The following is a 17,857-nucleotide window of genomic DNA, read 5'->3' on the forward strand; positions in this document are numbered from 1 at the left end:
TGAGCAAACGCTATTTCCGCTGGTCGCGACCTGGTGACGGGAAAAGGATGGGGCCGCGCAGAATCTCGTTCCCAGTTCGCGTTCCTCGGCCACACCGGCGGACCGGCATGACGACCCCGACTACGGCACTACGTTGTCGGACACGACTGTAGGGTGCCCGGCTGGATCAGGTGATCCCGTACGTTGCCGGAAGCCCAGTGCGGCACAGGTTGTGATCTCGGTTTGCCGACGCGCGAAAGGCGATGACCGCCGCGCCCGCGGCGGCGATTGTGGCGTCGGCGGTCGAGTTCGGTCATGCCGCCCCAGATCCCGTACGGCTCATCGGTCGCCAGGGCGTAATCGCGGCACAGCGCGAGCACGGGGCAGTCTTGGCAGATGGCCTGCGCCTGGGTCTGGCGGCGTTGCCGGGCCGCTTCGCGTTCCCCCTCGGGGGCGAAGAACATCGAGGCATCGGCTTCTCGGCAGGCGGCGGAGGCGGCCCAGGCCGGGTTGTGGGTCAAGGACTCGACGCGGGAGTGGGTCGAGGACGGTGCCTCTCTCACGGGGACTCCTTCTCATCTCTAACACGGCGGTGTGGGCACCGATTCGGAGAGATATCGGCAGCGGGGGTGCGTGGTGTGGTGAAGCATCTGTGTCAGGTCGACCGGCGGTGGATGAGGTCGACTGGTAGGTCAGTGGAGACCATGCGATGCCCTGCAATTCCCTTCAGGAGCAGAGCGACTCCCGCTTCGCCGATCGCGTGCGTTGCTGGTCGGATGCTGGTGAGCGGAGTCGGCAGGCAGGGGAACAGCGCGGAGTCTCCATAGCTGATGATCGCGAGGTCTTCGGGAATGCGGAGGTTGTGACGTTGGGTCGCGGTGATCGCCGGTAGGACATGGTCGAATTCGGTCACGAGGATTGCGCCGGGTCGTGGATTGGTGGCCAGCCGGTCAGTGAGCTGGTCGTCGACGCCTCTGGTGTGGCAGTGCCAGTGAGAAATCCGAGCGGCTGGCAGCGCCGCGCGAAACCCGTCGAGGAGACCGAGTGTGGTGGGGGGTTCGGCCCCGGATCCGATGATTGCGATGTCGACGAAGCCGCGCTCGCGCAGATGACGTCCTACGAGTTGGCCGGCGAGGACGTGGTCGTCACAGACACTTAGTACACCCGGCAGTGTGGAGCTGCCGAGTTGGACAACTGGTGCGATGTCCTGGAGCAGCGCCCCAGCGATCTCTATCGAGTTGCATGCCTCGGGCCGGCATATGAGAACACCGTCGACGTTCCCGCGGGAGAGCAGGTCGAGCGAACGTCGCTGTGCGGCGATATCGTCGGTGGGCGCTGCAACCAGCAAGGAGTACCCCGCAGCGGTGGCCGCGGTCTCGATTCCCTCGAAGATGTCGAGCACCGGTTCGACCAGACGAGATAGGACGACTCCGAGGCTCATCGTTCGTTGGGTGCGCAAGCTCGCGGCTGCGAGGTGCGTTCGATATCCCAGTTCGGCTGCGGCCCTGCGCACACGATCCGATGTGGGTGATTCGTCGAGGGGACGCGCCCGCCGCAGCACCCGCGACGCGGTCGACGGGTGCACCTCTGCCCGGTCGGCGACCTGGCGTAGCGTCGGCGGCCGCGACGAGGTGCGGCAGGCGCGGTCCGAACTGTTCACCACTTCGTGCTTTCATCCTTGTCGAGCGCATCGGGGGCCGAGCGCGTAATGCGGCACGTCTCGGAGACCGATGGCGTGGAGTGGTCCTTGGTCGGAATCCGCTATGCGTACTGGTGGAACCCTCGACCGGTCTTCCGGCCCCGAAGGCCGGCGTCGACCATTCGACGCAGCAGTGCCGGGGGAAGTTGGTCCTGCTTTCCGAATTCTTGGTGCAGTGATTCGGCGATGGACGCGACGGTGTCGAGTCCGATCAGATCCGCCAGGGCGAGCGGGCCCATCGGGTGGGCGCATCCCAGGCGCATGGCGTTGTCGACATCGACTGCTGTCGCAGCACCGGATTCGACCATCCGGATTGCATCGAGCACGTAGGGGATCAGTAGGGCGTTCACGATGAACCCGGCCTTGTCCTGCGCCCGTCACCGCAGTCTTACCCAGGCTGACGTCGACGAACTCCCGCACCCGGGTGAGCACGTCATCGCTGGTCAATAGCGATGGGATGATCTCGACCAGGTCCATGACCGGAACGGGGTTGAAGAAGTGCAAGCCGATCACACGTTCGGGTCGTGATGTCACGGTGGCGAGCTTGATGACAGGAACCGACGACGTGTTCGTCGCGAACACGACACCGTCAGCGAACGGCAACGCGTCGAGCCGACGGAACAGGTCCCTTGACCTCTCCGATCTCCGCGACAGCTTCGATGACGAGATCGCAGTCGGTGAGATCGGCGAGAGCGGTGGTCCAGGACAGCGAGTGCACGGCCTTTCGTGCGCTGCAGGATCCAGCACACGCTTGGCTGCGCTGCGTTCGAGACCGGCGATCACCCGCGATTTCCCGTGCGCGAGTGCCTCCGGGGCCAGCTCGCACACGGTGACCGCGGCCCCGGTGGTGGCCATGACCTGGGCGATACCGGACCCCATGATTCCGCATCCGATCACCGCGACGCGTTCGAAGCCGGCGGTGGGGTCGTCGACGGGCAGAGTTTCCGCGATGGTCACGGGTGAGCCTTTCTGTGGAATGCACGGTGTGGTGAGTGAAGCCGTTATGGATCAATGATTGATCGACCACGGCTCTCGGACCGTGTGATCGTGGCGATGACGGCATCGACGAAGGTTGCGGTGGATGCGCCACCACCGAGATCAGCGGTGAAAGTTCCCTGTGCGGTGACGTTTTCGACAGCATCCTCGATCGTTGACGCAATCTTGGCGCAGACGGGACGGTCATCTTTGATGCCCAGCCAGCGCAGCAGCATCGCCGAGGACAGGATCGCCGCGATCGGGTTCGCGATGCCGAGCCCGGCGATATCGGGTGCGGCGCCATGCGCGGCTTGGGCCATGGCCTTCGTTTCCGACGAGTTCAGTGACGGTGCGATTCCGATCGAGCCGGCCAGTTCCCCGGTCAGGTCGGACAGGATGTCGCCGAACATGTTCTCGGCAACGATGACATCGAAACTGTCTGCGCGCCGGACGAGGTGGGCGGCGAGCGCGTCGATGTGGTGATGGTCGACGGCAACCTCGGGATACTGCTCTGCGACCTCGAGACAGACGTCGCGGAACAGACCTGTGGTCATCGACAGCACGTTGGCCTTGTGGGCGATGGTCACAGATCCGCAGCGGCTGCGGGCAATGCGGAAGGCCTCGTGGGCGATCCGCTCACACGCGCGGCGGGTGACGACACCGACCGCCATCGCAACATCTGGGGTGGGCATGAACTCGCCGGACCCGGCGTGCATATTCCGGTCGGCGTAGAAGCCCTCGGTGTTCTCGCGCACCACGACCAGGTCCATCGTCGGTGAGACCGCGGTGGTTCCGGTCAGGGCACGAGCCGGGCGGATGTTGGCGAACATGTCGAACCGTTTGCGGATGGTGCCACCTGGGGTGAGCTGATCGCACCACGGTTGCGGGTAGGAGGCGCTGTCGTGCGGACCGAGGATCCATGCATCCAGGTCGTCGAGGGCGGACAGTGTCGCCGGGGGCATCGGTTCCCCATATGCGGCGATGGCCTCGTGCCCGATCGGCAACCGCTGCCAGGTAAGCGCCACCTCGGGGTGCGCCGCCACTGCCGCGTCGATGACGCTCACAGCGGCAGGCACGACCTCGGGTCCGATCCCATCTCCGGGCAGAACACCGATGCGTAGCTGAAGGGGCTCGCTCATGCGGCGGTGTCCTCGGCTCCGCCGGAACCGGTGCTTCGGACCAGCAGCTTCAGCTCGGCACTGGCGGTGCAGGCCCGGGAGACGTCCACCACGCCGTCCCGGCGGAGTTCGGCGATCATGCGGGTGAAACGGCTGATGGCGTCCGCGGTGCGGTCCTGCCACACACGGATCTGGTCCTCGCCGCCGCTGTCGAGATCGAGGATTGCCCCGACCAGCTCATGATGCCGCTCGGCCAAATCGTCACGCACGGTCGCGGCGGCCATCGCATCCCACCAATTCGTGGTGACGTGATCGTCGAGGCGGCGGGTCAACCAGGTCAGTCCGAGTTCGGAATCCGACCGTGTGTGAATGGCCGCGGCCGTCTCGACGGGGCGGCCGCGATGCTGGGCGGTCTCGATCAGGTCGAAGACCTCGCCGAGGAACCGTAACCGCTCGGTGGTCTCGGTGATCGTGGTCGGACGGGGACGACCGGCGACCAACTCGCGAACGCTGGGACGGTACCGGGCGATCTCGGTCTCGACGTCCAGTGGTGCGGGCCGGCGGCGCAGAATCCACGAGGCGGTGTGCTCGATGAAGTGCTGAAGGGTGTGCAGAAGATTCCAACGCTCGACTGCGGTGACGTCGGTGCGTTGTTCGGCGTCCGTCCAGAGCTCGTCGACGTCGAACACGGCACGGACCACGGCGTAGGCCCGGGCGACGGCCGGCGTTTTGACGCCGAGACGTTCGTCGAGCTGGTAGATCAGGCCGGGGCCGACATGGTTGATCAGGTCGTCGGCGATCTTCGTCGCCACGATCTCCCGCGCCAACCGGTGGTCACGGATCTCCTCGGGGAGCTGTTCCCGGATCCGGGTAGGGAAGTACGCCGACAGGGCGGACGCCAAGACCGGTTCGTCGGGAACGGACGAAGTGAGCAGGTCCTGTTGCACCACGTTCTTCGACTGGGCGAGCAGGATGGCGATCTCGGGGCGGGTGAGCCCGAGCCCGGCCTGGGTCCGCGACACCAACTCCTTCTTCGTCGGCAGCACCTCGGTGGCCCGGTTGATGCCGTTGTTGTGCTCGAGGTTGTCGATGAGACGCTCGTGACGGTTCAACAGTTGCGGGGCTTGTGAGGCGGCGAGACTGATTGCGAGCGTCTGACTTTCGCTGTTGCAGAGCACTGCATCGGCGACATCCGGGCGGGAGGACGCCAGCAGGGCGTTGCGTTCGGATTGGTTGATCCGTCCGCTGTGGACGGCGACATCGAGCGCGATCTTGAGATTGACCTCGAGATCTGAGGTGGCGACACCGGCGGCGTTGTCGATGAAGTCGGCATTGATCCGGCCGCCGCCGAGCGCGTATTCGATGCGCGCCCGCTGGGTGAGTCCGAGGTTGCCGCCCTCCCCGATCACCGAGGACCGCAGCTGGGTGGCATCCACACGCACCGAATCGTTGACCGGATCGGCGGCGTCGGCATGGGTTTCGGTAGACGCTTTGACATAGGTGCCGATGCCGCCGTTCCACAGCAGGTCCACTTGGGCGGTCAGGATTGCCTTGATCAGATCGTTCGGCGAGATCAGATTCTGCTGCAGATTGAGCAATTCCTGCGCCTGGGGCGAGAGTAGGATCCTTTTGGCGGTGCGTGGCCAGATGCCAGCACCGGCCGACAGGGCGCTGCGGTCGTAGTGATCCCAGGTGGTTCCGGGGAGGGTGAACAGGCGCTGGCGTTCGGCGAACGAGCGTGCCGGATCCGGGTCGGGGTCGATGAAGATGTGTCGATGGTCGAACGCTGCGACCAGCTCGAGAGACTCGGACAACAGCATCCCGTTGCCGAACACGTCACCGGACATGTCGCCGATACCGACGACAGAGAGGGGATCGGTGTCGACATCTATGCCGATCTCGTCGAAGTGCCGGCGCACCGAGACCCATGCGCCGCGGGCGGTGATGCCCATCGCCTTGTGGTCGTATCCGCTCGACCCTCCGGAGGCGAACGCGTCACCGAGCCAGTACCCGGCGTCGAGGGCTATATTATTCGCCAGATCGGAGAACGACGCGGTTCCTTTGTCGGCGGCCACCACGAGGTAGGTGTCGGGGCCGTCGTAGGTGACGGTGCGTTCCGGGGCGACGGTGCGACCGTCGACGATGTTGTCGGTGACATCCAACAGGCCCCGGATGAACGTCGTATACGCCTCTGCGGGGCTGATATCCGGGTTCTTGCGAACGAAGGCCCCTTTTGCGCCGACCGGGACGATGGGGGAGTTCTTCACTGTCTGGGTCTTCATCAGCCCCAGAACTTCGGTGCGGTAATCCTCGGGGCGGTCGGAGAACCGAAGCCCACCCCGCGCGACGGCCCCGCTGCGCAGATGAATGCCCTCGACGTCGTCGGCGTAGACGTAGATCTCCCGGTAAGGAACAACGGGGCCGGTGAGGGCGAGTTTGCTTGAGTCGAGTTTGAACGAGTTATACGGCTTCGGTGTACCGGTGCTATCGAGTTGGTATCGGTTGGTGCGCAGGCACGCGGTGACGAACGACTCCAGCGACCGCATGATCCGGTCTTCGTCCAAGGTCGTTGCCGCATCGAGGTGTTCGTGCACGGCGGCAACAGCATCGACGATCACCGCATCCCGGTCGCCGAGCTCGGGATCGAACCGTGCCGCGAAGTACCGCACGAGCGATTCGGCGAACGCGGTGTGCCGCAGCAAGGTGTCGATGACATAGCTCTCGGACAATCCGAGTCCGGCCTGGCGGACGAATCGGCTGGCCGCACGGACGAGCACGATGTCGCGCCACGACAGCCCGGCCGTGACGATCAGTTTCGCGTAGTCGTCGATCTCGAACCCGTGCAGCGCATGCGCTTCGAACGCCTCCGACACCAGGATCAGCGACCGGCTGCGCCACACCTGCGGAGCCTGGAAGGTGAACTTGTGCAACACCGCACTGCCGGACAGATCCTCGGGAAGCGGTAGCGTGTCCCGGTCGGCGACACGCAGCCCGAAGTGCTCGAACACCGTGGCGACGTCGGCGAGTAGCGGTGTCGTCCCGGGCCAGAGGATCACCGCTTCGACGGCGGCATCGCGAGCGAGGTCGGACAGAAAGACCATTCGCGGTGTGTCGGAGCGGTCGCTGCTGGTGAGCAGCAGCCGTCCGATCGCTTCATTGACGTCCACAGCCAGCGGTGTGGTCAGTTGATCTGCGGTTGAGGCGCCGTTGCCCATTGCAGCTTCCTTCCAACTCGGTCGATGCTGCAAGTGTGCGGGGGACGACGCCCAATCCGAGTTAGCCCGATGGGACAATTTGTCCTTCCGAGATGTACGGCTGGGCCATGTTCGTCGTGGTGGTGTCGCTCCTACAGTCCTGGGTAACCCGACTGGAGGACACGACATGACTGCTGTGCACACACCCGTCGGCGGACCGCAACTCGAGCAGGTACGCCGAATCGTCACCGAGGTACCCGGACCCCGGTCCCAGGAACTCGCCGCCCGCCGATCCTCCGCCCTCCCGGCGGGGTTGACCAGCGGCGCGAGCATCTACACCGCAGCCGCCGGCGGCGGAGTCCTCGTCGACGTCGACGGTAACTCGTTCATCGACTTCGGTAGCGGCATCGCGGTGACCACCGTCGGCAACGCCGCACCGCGGGTGGTCGAGCGCGCAATCCGGCAGCTGGCGAAATACACGCATACCTGTTTCCTGGCCACCCCGTACGAGCCGTACATCGCGGTCGCCGAGGCGCTCAACCGGCTCACCCCCGGCGAGCATGAGAAGCGCACCGCCCTGTTCAACACCGGCAGCGAGGCGGTGGAGAACGCCGTCAAGTACGCGCGGGCGGCCACCGGCCGGCCCGCGGTGGTCACCTTCGATCACGCGTTCCACGGGCGCACCCTGATGACGATGACCATGACGGCGAAGAACCAGCCGTACAAGAGCACATTCGGCCCCTTCGCCCCCGAGGTGTACCGCGCACCGATGGCCTACCCGTACCGGTGGCCGAGCGGCACCGAGAACGCGGCCGACGAGGCGTTCACCCAGTTCGAGATGCTCGTCGATTCCCAGATCGGCGCCGACGCGGTGGCCTGCGTCGTGGTCGAACCGATCCAGGGTGAGGGCGGATTCATCGTCCCGGCCGAGGGGTTCCTGCGGCGCATCGCCGACTTCTGCCGCGACCGCGGGATCCTGTTCGTCGCGGACGAGGTGCAGGCCGGCATCGCCCGCACCGGGACCTGGTTCGCCTCTGAGCACGAGGGCATCGTGCCCGACCTGATCGTGACCGCGAAGGGCCTGGCCGGCGGGATGCCGCTCGCAGCGGTCACCGGTCGCGCCGACATCATGGACACCGCGCACGCCGGCGGGATCGGCGGCACCTACAGTGGCAACCCCGCCGCCTGCGAAGCCGCGCTCGGCGTCTTCGAGACCATCGAGGAAGACCACCTGCTCGAGCGGGCACAGACCATCGGCGAGATCATGTTCCGCGAACTGCGCGCCATCGCCGCCACCACCGACATCATCGGAGACATCCGCGGCCGCGGCGCCATGGTGGCGATCGAACTCGTCCAGCCCGGCACCAAGACCCCCAACCGCGAGGCCGTCGCCGCGATCAACCGGTACTGCCTCGCCCACGGACTGCTCACCCTGACCGCGGGCACCTTCGGCAACGTCCTGCGGTTCCTGCCGCCGCTGTCGATCTCGGACGAACTCCTCGTAGAAGGCTTCTCGGTCCTCCGCGAAGCGTTCGCCGCTCTGTAATACCTCACGTCGAAAAGGACGACCATCCTCATGACCACCCTGACCGCGCCCCGGAAGACCGGCCCGCTGCGCCCCCTCGAGCTGTTCGGCATCGACCACCTCCTCGATGAGGACGAACGCGACATCGCAGCTACCGTCCGCAAATTCGTCGACACCCGTCTGAAGCCGAATGTCGAAGACTGGTTCGAATCTGCCACGCTTCCGAAGGAACTGGCCAAGGAGTTCGGGCAGCTCGGTGTGCTGGGCATGCACCTGGGCGGATACGGCTGCGCCGGAACCAATGCCGTCAGCTACGGTCTGGCCTGCCTCGAACTCGAAGCCGGGGACAGTGGCTTCCGCAGCTTCGTCTCGGTACAGGGCTCGCTGTCGATGTTCTCGATTCACCGCTACGGCTCGGAAGAGCAGAAGCAGGAGTGGCTGCCGCGACTGGCCGCCGGTGAGGCGATCGGGTGCTTCGGCCTGACCGAGCCCGACTTCGGCTCCAACCCCGCCGGCATGCGCACCCGGGCCCGCCGCGACGGCGGCGACTGGGTGCTCAACGGCACCAAGATGTGGATCACCAACGGCGGCCTCGCGGACGTCGCCACGATCTGGGCGCAGACCGATGAGGGTGTCCGCGGATTCCTGGTGCCGACCGACACCAAGGGATTCACCGCCAACAACATCCACAAGAAGCTGTCGCTGCGCGCCTCGGTGACCTCCGAACTCGTGCTCGACAACGTGCGGCTCCCCGAGTCCGCACAGTTGCCCGAGGCCCGCGGCCTGAGCGCACCGCTGTCGTGCCTGAACGAGGCCCGCTTCGGCATCGTGTTCGGGGCCCTGGGCGCGGCCCGGGACAGCCTCGAAGCCGCGATCGACTACGCCGGCTCCCGCGAGGTGTTCGACAAGCCGCTCTCGAGTTTCCAGCTCACCCAGGAGAAGTTCGCGAACATGACCCTCGAGCTCGGCAAGGGCCTGCTGCTGGCCCTGCATCTCGGCCGGATGAAGGACGACGGTGGGGTACTGCCGGAGCAGATCAGCCTCGGCAAGCTCAACAACGTCCGCGAGTCCCTCGCCATCGCCCGCGAGTGCCGCACGGTGCTCGGCGGCAGCGGCATCACCCTCGAATACCCGCCGCTGCGGCACGCCAACAACCTCGAGTCTGTCCTCACCTACGAGGGCACCAGCGAGATGCACCTGCTCTCGATCGGCAAGGCCCTCACCGGGCAAGCAGCCTTCCGCTGACCGGCCCGCCCACTCTCGCAAACCAATCCCGCACCAGAGGTGAAATCGACATGACCACACCCGCGCAACTGCGCCATCTCGTCGACGGACAGTGGCTCGACGGCGCCGGCGACACCATCGCCAGCACCAGTCCGGCCGATCCGAACGTCGTCATCGCCCAGGGACGACTGGCCGAGACCGCTGAGCTCGACGGCGCCGTCGCGGCGGCGCAACGAGTCAAGCGAGAGTGGGCGCGCACCCCCGCGCACGAGCGGGGCGCGATCCTCGTCCGTGCCGCGGGCATCGTGGAGAACGCAGCCCAGGACTGGGGCACCGAACTCGCCCGCGAAGAAGGAAAAACCAAGCCCGAAGGCATCGGCGAGGTACTGCGCGCAGCCCAGATCCTGCGCTACTACGGCAACGACGCCGACCGCGACACAGGCGAGGTCTTCTCCTCGCCGCGACGAGGTGAACGCATCCTGGTCACCCGCAAACCCATCGGCGTGGTCGGTGTGATCACCCCCTTCAACTTCCCGATCGCCATCCCGGCGTGGAAGATCGCCCCGGCCCTGACCTACGGCAACACCGTGGTCTGGAAACCGGCCAGCACCGTGCCGCTGCTGGCGATGCGCCTGGCTCAAGCCCTCACCGACGCTGGCCTGCCAGCTGGTGTGCTGAACCTGGTGATCGGCAACGGCGCTGTCGGAAACGGCATCGTCGAACACCCCGGCATCGACGCGATCACGTTCACCGGCTCCACCGGGGTCGGCCGCAAGATCGCCGCGGCCGGCGCCGCCCGCGGGGTCCCCGTGCAGGCGGAGATGGGCGGCAAGAACGCCGCCGTCGTCCTCGGTGATGCCGACCTCGAGCTGGCCGCCGAACAGGTGATGTTCGGGGCCTTCCGCTCGACCGGGCAGAAGTGCACCGCCACCTCCCGGCTGATCGTCACCGACGACATCGCCGAGGACTTCCTCGCCGAACTCGGCAAACGCGCCGACGCGATGAACGTCGGAAACCCCGTGCAGGACGGCACCGAAATGGGACCGGTGGTCAACGCCGCCGCCCGGACCTCGATCCGGGCCGGAATCGGGCGTGCCATCGAGCAGGGGTCGCGGCGCATCGCCGGCGGCCACGACTACTCCGACGGCGAGTTGGCAACAGGGTATTTCGTCCCCCCGACCATCCTCGAGCTATCCTCGGACACCCCCGATGTCTGGCGCGAGGAACTGTTCGGCCCCGTCCTGGCGGTCCGGCGAGTACGCACCGTCGAGGACGCCTTCGGCCTGGCGAACGACAGCGAATTCGGTCTCTCCGCCGCCATCTTCACCCAGGACCTCACCCGCGCCCTCGAGGCCATCGACGACATCGATGTCGGCATCTTGCACATCAACTCCGAATCCGCCGGCGCGGACCCCCACGTCCCGTTCGGCGGCGCGAAGAAGAGCGGATACGGTCCGAAGGAGCAGGGCCGCTCGGCGCGGGAGTTCTTCACCCACACCACCACGGTGTACCTGCGCGGCGGGCAGGCGACGATATGAGCCCCGGCGCACTCGACGGCATCGTCGTCGCCGACTTCAGCCGGGTCCTCGCAGGCCCCTACGCCACGATGCTCCTCGGTGACCTCGGTGCCGAGATCATCAAGATCGAACGCCCGGGTACCGGCGATGACACCCGAGCGTGGGGTCCGCCCTTCGACCACGAAGGCAACGCCACCTACTTCAACTCGGTCAACCGCAACAAGACCTCGCTGGTGCTGGACCTGGGCAACGATGACGACCGCGCCCGCGCCCGCGATCTGGTCCGCCGCGCCGACGTCGTCGTCGAGAACTTCCGGGCCGGGACGATGGAGCGGCTCGGCCTCGGCTACGAGGACCTGCGAGAGGTCAAACCGGATCTGATCTATTGCTCGATCACCGGGTTCGGCAACCAGGGCGGCGCCGCACTGTCCGGCTACGACCTGCTGGTCCAGGCCGTCGGCGGCCTGATGAGCATGACCGGTCCCGAACCTGGGGCACCGACCAAGGTCGGGGTGGCACTGGTCGACGTGCTCACCGGGCTGCATGCCTCAACCGGCATCCTCGCCGCCCTGCATCACCGCACCGCGACCGGCGAAGGCCAGCGCGTCGACACTAACCTGCTCTCGGTGCTGCTGTCGTCACTGGTCAACCAGGCGTCCGGCTACCTCGGTGCCGACAAGATCCCCACGATTCTGGGCAACCGGCATCCCAGCATCGCCCCGTACGAGGTCTTCCCGACCGCCGACCGCCCGATCGCGCTCGCCGTCGGAAACGACAAACAGTTCACCCAGCTCTGTGCCGCACTCAGTCTCCCGGAACTGGCAACCGACGAGAGATTCGAAACCAACACCGCACGTGTGGCCCACCGAGCGCAACTGTTCGATCTCCTCAGCGCCCGCTTCGCGGCCCACGGCGCCGACCACTGGTTCCATACCCTGAGCACCCTGGGAGTTCCCGCCGGGCCGATCAACGACATCGCCGAAGCGTTCGACTTCGCCAAGCAACTCGGCCTCGACACCGTCGTCGACGTCCCCGGCAGCAGCACCCCCCAGGTCGCCAACCCGATCACCCTCTCGCGCACGCCCGTGCAATACCGCAGTGCTCCACCACGTCTGGGAAACAGTCAGGAGGTTCGCCCGTGAACATCGAACCGGTCACGATCACCGATGTGCTCCCCGGCGGGGCGCAGCAGGGGAGCGGCCCACTGATCACCGTCGTGGTGCCCCTGAACTTTCCCGGCCTGACGGCTGAGACCCGCGACCTCATCGTGCGATTCACCAGGTCCGCGTTGACCACTCTGGTGGAGCTCGGTGCTCGGGTCGACGTCCTCGACGTCTCCCGCGACGCACCCTTCTCCATCGACGAAAAGACCGACGGGGTGATGCTTCTCGGTGGGGGAGACGTCGATCCCACCCTCTACGGGCACACCGAGTACGTCGACAACCTCTACGGCGTCGACCGCGGCACCGACGAGCGCACCCTGTCGGCGATCGACCTCGGACTCAAGCTCGAGGCGCCGATGTTCGGCATCTGCCGCGGCTCCCAGATGATCAACCTCGCCTGCGGGGGAACGCTGATCCCGGACCTGGGGGAGGACAACCCGCACCGGGGTGGGGACGGGGAACCGATGTTCCTCGACGACCCGGTGATCGTCGCCGAAGGCTCTCGACTCGAACAGATTCTGTCCCGATCCCAGGTGATCGTCCGCAACGGCCACCACCAAGCGGTCGGCCTGGTCGGCGAGGGACTGCGGGTGACCGCCCGGGGCCTCGACGGTGTCGTCGAGGCCGTCGAACACGAGAGCAAATGGATCGTGGGTGTGCAATGGCACCCCGAGGACACAGACGGGTCTGCCGAGGACCGCACGGCCCTGTTCCGCGCGTTCGTCGAGCGTTCAACGGCGCACGCAGAAGCGAAACGCGGAAATCGCGCCGAATCCGCGGTGTAAAGAAGTCCAGCTCAACTGGATCCCTGGTTGAGGCCGGGCGACGCTCGATCAGCGCGCCCGGCTTCACTCGTGCGCACCATTCGACTGCAAGCGCATTTGCTGCGATTCGGCTCACTCGACACCTGGACCGAAGAATCTGCCGGGCTGACGGTTTCGCCGCGCCTCGCTGTCCGCCATCGCAGTGGGGGACAGCTGTCTCTACCTCGCGGGGTCGCCACGGCCGGTGTCCGAGGCCCCGGGGCGCCCACCCCGCTCTGCGATTGGCGTCTCGGGTCTAGTCCGCCGGGTGAAGCGGTACCAGCGCCCAGGGAGTGGCCCGCACCGGCACAGCCACGCCCGACCGGGCCCGGGAGGGGACCTTGGATCCGGTGATGTAATCCGGGTCGTTTCCCACGATGACCCGACCGTCGGCATTGACCAGGACCAGACCGGACCCCGCGCGGCGCAGCTGCGGCCACAGGGTCGATTCGATACTCGACACCGGAACGTCGGCACCGGCAATACCGAGGAAGGTTCCGTCGCCGAGTCTGACCGGCACCGCGAAGGTGCACACGTACAGGTCGACACCGGTGTAATCGAGATATGGTCCGTACACCCACTTCTCGTTCCGATCCCGCGGTATCACGAACCACTCCATGTCGGAATAGTCGTAGTAGTACTCGCTGCGCGGATTGAGGTCGAGTACCAGCCGCTGCGAGGTAGGTCCGTCGCCGCGGTCGGCGCGCCACCATTCTAGGTAGCGCTGCCGATCGGCCAGGCTCCCGTCGGCCATGACCACTCCCGCACCGTTGAACAGCGGGCCGCGGGCGGCGAGTTCGCCGACGACGCTGCTCTTGAGTGATTCGAGGTCCGTCGATCTCGGTGCCGTTCCGTCGGTCTGCAGCCTGGTCCACAGCTCGATGAGGGCATCACCGATCGAGACGAGGGAACCGTAGATCACCTCGACAAGGTCTGTCGCCGCTTCCCCGACCGAGTCGGCTGTTGCCGGCAGCCGCGGGTCATCGACTGGACTCATTCGTTCCTCAGCTCCATACGTAATCTGATCAGGCGTCGAATGTGGGCAGCGCTGTGAGATTCTGCCAATTCCCGCGCGAGATCCGGGTTTTCGGCCTCGATAGCATCCACCAGGACGTGGTGGGTGTCGGCTTCCTCGGCTGGATCGACCGCTAGCTGTGGGAGCCAGATCAATGCCGACATCTCAGCTTGCAATTCGACCTCGGTTCGGGTCAACCGTGAGGACTGTGAGCTCACGGCGACCTCGATGTGGAAACGGCTGTCGGCCCGTCGGCACTCGAAGGGGTCGCCGGTCTCCCGCATCCTGGTCACCAGCCCCCGCAGGCGGGTCACATCGGTGCTCAGGCTTCTGCGGGCCGCCAGGGCGGCTGCTGCGCCGGAGACCGCGAAGTGTTCGTCGCCGATGTCCCGCAGTTCCTCCACACTCAGCTGCTGCAGGCGGCTCAGGGAATTGCTCTGGACGATGTCGGCGGAGGCTCTGACGAAGCTGCCGCCGCCGCGTCCGCGCTTGGTGTGCACCAGTCCCTGGTTGCGCAACACCGCCAAGGCCTCCCGCAGAGTCACCGTGGACACCCCGAGCTGACCGGCGAGGTCCAATTCGGGGGGCAACTGTTCACCGTCGACCATCACACCGAGCCCGATAGCTGCGGAAATGCGCTGCACAACCGCATCCGTGCGAGGGCCACCGCCGTCGAGTGGGGCGAGAACAGCACCGAGTGCAGTCAAGCCTCCAAGCTGGTCGAGCGCCACCGCTTACCCCCTGAGGTCGTAGAGCTAACACGATCGTAACCCTGGCCCCTTGAAATATGAACTATTACTCTATATGTTTACGATGTGGATGTGACCGGCCCCACAAAAACCGCACATTCAACTCTCACGGCCCGCGGTACCCCCGACCGAAAGAACGAGTCCCGTGTCCCAGATACCTCCCTCCCCGCGTCCTGACGACGCCCTTTCCGCCGACGATGCCCAACTTGCCGCCCTCGGCTTCGAGTCCGAGTTCAAACGAGACATGAGCCTGTGGGCCAACTTCTCCCTCGGCTTCACCTATCTGTCTCCGGTCGTCGGCATCTACACCGTCTTCGCGATCGCGCTGGTCGCCGCCGGTCCGCCGATGATCTGGAGTCTGCTGATCGCGGGTGTCGGCCAGTTCCTGGTGGCCTTGGTGTTCAGCGAGGTCGTCGCACAGTTCCCCGTCGCAGGTGGCGTGTATCCCTGGGCCCGCCGTTTGTGGGGACGGAAGTGGGCGTGGATGACGGGCTGGGTGTACCTTTTCGCCCTGCTCGCCACGATCGCCGGCGTCGCCTACGGGGCGGGTCCGTTCGTGGCGACCGTGGTCGGGTTCACCCCGTCGGTGACGACCACCATCGTCTGCGCCCTCGCTGTGCTGATCCTTGCCACGGTCATCAACTTGGGTGGCACCAAGATCCTGGGTTACGCCGCGATCTTCGGCTTTGCCGCTGAACTGGTGGGCGCCCTCGTCGTCGGAATCTGGCTGCTGGTCACCGAGCGCCACCACGGCCTGCGAGCTCTCTTCGACAGCTTCGGGGCGCAGGGCTCACACAGCTTTTTGTACGCGTTCCTTGCTGCCAGCCTGATCGGTGTCTTCCAGTACTACGGTTTCGAGGCCTGCGGCGACGTCGCCGAGGAGGTCAAGAATCCTGGCATCCAGATCCGAAGTCCATGCGCCGCACCATCTACATCGGGGGCGCCGCGGCAACCTTCGTGTGCCTGAGCCTGATCCTGTCCGTGGTCGACTTCGGTGCCGTCATCAGCGGTGAGGACCCGGATCCGGTCGCGACCATCCTCAGCGACGCGTTCGGTCCGGTGGGGTCGAAGATCGTGATCGTCGTCGTGCTCATCTCGTTCGTCTCCTGTGCGCTGAGCCTGCAGGCGGCGGCGAGCCGGTTGATCTACTCCTACGCCCGCGACGGGATGATCGTCGGCAGCCGGCTCTGGTCGAAGTTCGACCATCACCGCGCCGTCCCGCCGTACGCGCTGCTGTTCGCCGCCGTCGTCCCCGGCATCCTGATCGTCGGGTCGGCAGTGTCCACCGATGCCCTGACCAAGCTGATCAGCTTCGGCGCCATCGGCATCTACATCGCCTTCCAGATGGTGGTCTTCGCCGCACTGCGGGCCCGCGTCAAGGGTTGGATCCCGAACGGGAAGTACCAACTGGGCAAGTGGGCCATGCCGGTCAATATCGGCGCACTGGTCTACGGCGTCGCCGCCATCATCAACATCAGCTGGCCGCGCACTCCCGACGCCGCCTGGTACGACAACTACATCGTCGCCCTGCTGTGCGCCGCGGTCATCGGATCCGGCGTGCTCTACATGGTGCTCGCCCGTTCCCACAACAACGGAACCGCCCCCTTCGGCGACGCAATCCGCAAGCGTCCCAGCCCCACCAACTCCACTGCGACCGAACCGCAGCCCGAACCCGCAGGAGCCACCGATGTCCACTGATCAACTGACCGACGCGCCGTTTCTGAACCTGGCCGACCCCACCTTCTCGGTGCAGTCCGATGCCGTCCGTCAGGCGCGCGAGGCCAGCTGGTTCGCCCACACCAGCTACGGACTCGCCGTCCTGCGGTACGACGAGGTCAGCAAGCTGATGAAAGACCGGCGCCTGCGGCAGGGAAGCTGGGCGTGGCCGGCGCACAACGGAGTCAATGAGGGCCCGTTCGCGCACTGGTGGTCGAGTGCACTGCTCAACCTCGAGGGCGACGACCACCATCGTCTGCGTCGACTGATGAACCCCGCGTTCTCCCCGAAACTGATCGGCGGCCTGGTGCCCCGATTCCAGGCGCTCGCGAACGAGCTGATCGACGGATTCTACGAGCGCGGCCGCTGCGACTTCGCCTCCGAGTTCGCCGAGCCCTACGCGGCCCGGGTCATCGCGATCATGCTCGGTATCCCCGAGGGTGAATGGAAGAAGATCGCCGCCTGGTCCAACGACATCGGCTTGGCCCTGGGCGTCACGCTCAAGCAGGATCTCCCCAAGGTCGAGGCCGCGCTCGAAGGGCTCTACGAGTACGCCGACGAACTGATCGCCGACCGGCGCACCAACCCGGGCGACGACTTCGTCAGCCGGCTCGTCCTCGCCGAACGCGACGGTGAACACCTCAGCCACGACGAGCTGCGCGTGTCGCTGGTTCTGCTGATCTTCGGCGGGATGGACACCACCCGCAACCAGCTGGGCCTGGCCCTGCAAACGTTCATGAAGTACCCGGACCAGTGGAAGCTGCTCGCCGAACGCCCCGAGCTGGGCAAGGCGGCGGTCGAAGAAGTCATGCGCGTCAATCCGACCGTCACCTGGGTGACCCGCGAAGCGCTCGAGGACTTCGAGTACCAGGGTCTCGAGATCAAGGCCGGCACCACCATCCACCTGCTGTCCGAATCCGCCGGTACCGACCCGCGAGTGATCGAGGGTGAGCCCTTCGACCTGACCGCTCAGCGGGTGCCGCACTTCGGTTTCGGTGGCGGCGCGCATCACTGCCTCGGCCACTTCGTCGCCCGCAGCGACATGAGCGAGGCACTGCCCCTGCTGGCCCAGCGGCTGAAGAACCCGACCATCGACGGGATCGCCACCTGGTTGCCGCTCAGCGGCAACACCGGCCCGATTTTCCTGCCGATCGCGTTCGAGCGCGGTTGACACGCACCA

15 protein-coding genes and 1 pseudogene are annotated in these 17,857 nt (G+C 66.1%); 8 read left to right on the top strand and 8 right to left on the bottom strand.

The features are described 5' to 3' along the window. Positions 1 to 128 precede the first annotated feature (128 nt). The 6 genes and pseudogenes from L1080_RS30870 to L1080_RS30895 form a co-directional block, all read right to left on the bottom strand. Complete coding sequence (locus L1080_RS30870; RefSeq protein WP_250770100.1) at positions 129 to 500, bottom strand: WhiB family transcriptional regulator; 372 nt, start codon at positions 498 to 500, stop codon at positions 129 to 131. Positions 501 to 634: 134 nt separating this feature from the next. Beyond that, complete coding sequence (locus L1080_RS30875) at positions 635 to 1,639, bottom strand: LacI family DNA-binding transcriptional regulator (RefSeq protein ID WP_250769800.1); 1,005 nt, start codon at positions 1,637 to 1,639, stop codon at positions 635 to 637. A gap of 101 nt (positions 1,640 to 1,740) precedes the next feature. Continuing rightward, complete coding sequence (locus L1080_RS30880; protein WP_308202126.1) at positions 1,741 to 2,028, bottom strand: 3-hydroxyacyl-CoA dehydrogenase family protein; 288 nt, start codon at positions 2,026 to 2,028, stop codon at positions 1,741 to 1,743. A gap of 85 nt (positions 2,029 to 2,113) precedes the next feature. After that, positions 2,114 to 2,557, bottom strand: a pseudogene (locus tag L1080_RS30885) (3-hydroxyacyl-CoA dehydrogenase family protein); the annotation flags it as partial. A gap of 122 nt (positions 2,558 to 2,679) precedes the next feature. After that, entirely contained in the window at positions 2,680 to 3,792 is a 1,113-nt protein-coding gene (locus L1080_RS30890; RefSeq protein ID WP_250769797.1) for an isocitrate/isopropylmalate dehydrogenase family protein, read from the bottom strand. Next, entirely contained in the window at positions 3,789 to 6,986 is a 3,198-nt protein-coding gene (locus L1080_RS30895; RefSeq protein ID WP_250769794.1) for an NAD-glutamate dehydrogenase domain-containing protein, read from the bottom strand. Before L1080_RS30895 ends, L1080_RS30890 begins: the two co-directional genes overlap by 4 nt. 166 nt (positions 6,987 to 7,152) lie before the next feature. Here L1080_RS30895 and gabT point away from each other — a divergent pair, with 166 nt between their 5' ends. Genes gabT through L1080_RS30920 form a run of 5 tightly spaced genes read left to right on the top strand, consistent with a single transcriptional unit; the run spans position 7,153 to position 13,179 of the window. Next, complete coding sequence (gabT, locus tag L1080_RS30900; protein WP_250769791.1) at positions 7,153 to 8,511, top strand: 4-aminobutyrate--2-oxoglutarate transaminase; 1,359 nt, start codon at positions 7,153 to 7,155, stop codon at positions 8,509 to 8,511. A gap of 30 nt (positions 8,512 to 8,541) precedes the next feature. Next, complete coding sequence (locus L1080_RS30905) at positions 8,542 to 9,735, top strand: acyl-CoA dehydrogenase family protein (protein WP_250769787.1); 1,194 nt, start codon at positions 8,542 to 8,544, stop codon at positions 9,733 to 9,735. 50 nt (positions 9,736 to 9,785) lie between these two features. After that, on the top strand, positions 9,786 to 11,252 hold the full coding sequence (locus tag L1080_RS30910; protein WP_250769783.1) for an aldehyde dehydrogenase family protein: 1,467 nt from the start codon (positions 9,786 to 9,788) through the stop codon (positions 11,250 to 11,252). Next, on the top strand, positions 11,249 to 12,373 hold the full coding sequence (locus L1080_RS30915) for a CaiB/BaiF CoA transferase family protein (protein WP_250769780.1): 1,125 nt from the start codon (positions 11,249 to 11,251) through the stop codon (positions 12,371 to 12,373). Before L1080_RS30910 ends, L1080_RS30915 begins: the two co-directional genes overlap by 4 nt. Next, complete coding sequence (locus tag L1080_RS30920) at positions 12,370 to 13,179, top strand: gamma-glutamyl-gamma-aminobutyrate hydrolase family protein (protein WP_250769775.1); 810 nt, start codon at positions 12,370 to 12,372, stop codon at positions 13,177 to 13,179. The genes L1080_RS30915 and L1080_RS30920 overlap by 4 nt, the downstream gene beginning before the upstream one ends. 274 nt (positions 13,180 to 13,453) lie before the next feature. Here the strand turns inward: L1080_RS30920 and L1080_RS30925 are convergent, their stop codons facing one another. Both L1080_RS30925 and L1080_RS30930 read right to left on the bottom strand, forming a co-directional pair. Continuing rightward, positions 13,454 to 14,194 (bottom strand): cache domain-containing protein, encoded by a 741-nt coding sequence (locus L1080_RS30925; RefSeq protein WP_250769772.1) that lies wholly within the window; start codon positions 14,192 to 14,194, stop codon positions 13,454 to 13,456. Beyond that, on the bottom strand, positions 14,191 to 14,919 hold the full coding sequence (locus tag L1080_RS30930; RefSeq protein WP_250769769.1) for a FadR/GntR family transcriptional regulator: 729 nt from the start codon (positions 14,917 to 14,919) through the stop codon (positions 14,191 to 14,193). Before L1080_RS30930 ends, L1080_RS30925 begins: the two co-directional genes overlap by 4 nt. Positions 14,920 to 15,106: 187 nt before the next feature. Between L1080_RS30930 and L1080_RS30935 the strand changes: the two genes are divergently transcribed. From L1080_RS30935 to L1080_RS30945, 3 genes are read left to right on the top strand one after another with little or no spacing between them, the layout of a single operon-like run. Then, positions 15,107 to 15,928, top strand: coding sequence for an APC family permease (locus L1080_RS30935; protein ID WP_250769766.1), 822 nt, complete (start codon positions 15,107 to 15,109; stop codon positions 15,926 to 15,928). Beyond that, on the top strand, positions 15,877 to 16,659 hold the full coding sequence (locus L1080_RS30940) for an amino acid permease (protein WP_250769763.1): 783 nt from the start codon (positions 15,877 to 15,879) through the stop codon (positions 16,657 to 16,659). The genes L1080_RS30935 and L1080_RS30940 overlap by 52 nt, the downstream gene beginning before the upstream one ends. Beyond that, positions 16,649 to 17,848, top strand: a complete 1,200-nt coding sequence (locus L1080_RS30945; RefSeq protein WP_250769761.1) for a cytochrome P450 — start codon at positions 16,649 to 16,651, stop codon at positions 17,846 to 17,848. Before L1080_RS30940 ends, L1080_RS30945 begins: the two co-directional genes overlap by 11 nt. The last annotated feature ends 9 nt before the right edge of the window (positions 17,849 to 17,857 follow it).

It is taken from the genome of Rhodococcus sp. MSC1_016 (assembly GCF_023667485.2).
Taxonomy (GTDB): Bacteria; Actinomycetota; Actinomycetes; order Mycobacteriales; family Mycobacteriaceae; genus Rhodococcus_F; species Rhodococcus_F oxybenzonivorans.

Bases quoted from the DNA above. Each gene is read 5' to 3' on its own strand.
- L1080_RS30890 (WP_250769797.1), bottom strand. From the start codon at position 3,792: ATGAGCGAGCCCCTTCAGCTACGCATCGGTGTTCTGCCCGGAGATGGG.
- L1080_RS30895 (WP_250769794.1), bottom strand. From the start codon at position 6,986: ATGGGCAACGGCGCCTCAACCGCAGATCAACTGACCACACCGCTGGCT.
- L1080_RS30905 (WP_250769787.1), top strand. From the start codon at position 8,542: ATGACCACCCTGACCGCGCCCCGGAAGACCGGCCCGCTGCGCCCCCTC.
- L1080_RS30925 (WP_250769772.1), bottom strand. From the start codon at position 14,194: ATGAGTCCAGTCGATGACCCGCGGCTGCCGGCAACAGCCGACTCGGTC.
- L1080_RS30910 (WP_250769783.1), top strand. From the start codon at position 9,786: ATGACCACACCCGCGCAACTGCGCCATCTCGTCGACGGACAGTGGCTC.
- L1080_RS30940 (WP_250769763.1), top strand. From the start codon at position 15,877: ATGCGCCGCACCATCTACATCGGGGGCGCCGCGGCAACCTTCGTGTGC.
- gabT (WP_250769791.1), top strand. From the start codon at position 7,153: ATGACTGCTGTGCACACACCCGTCGGCGGACCGCAACTCGAGCAGGTA.
- L1080_RS30945 (WP_250769761.1), top strand. From the start codon at position 16,649: ATGTCCACTGATCAACTGACCGACGCGCCGTTTCTGAACCTGGCCGAC.
- L1080_RS30915 (WP_250769780.1), top strand. From the start codon at position 11,249: ATGAGCCCCGGCGCACTCGACGGCATCGTCGTCGCCGACTTCAGCCGG.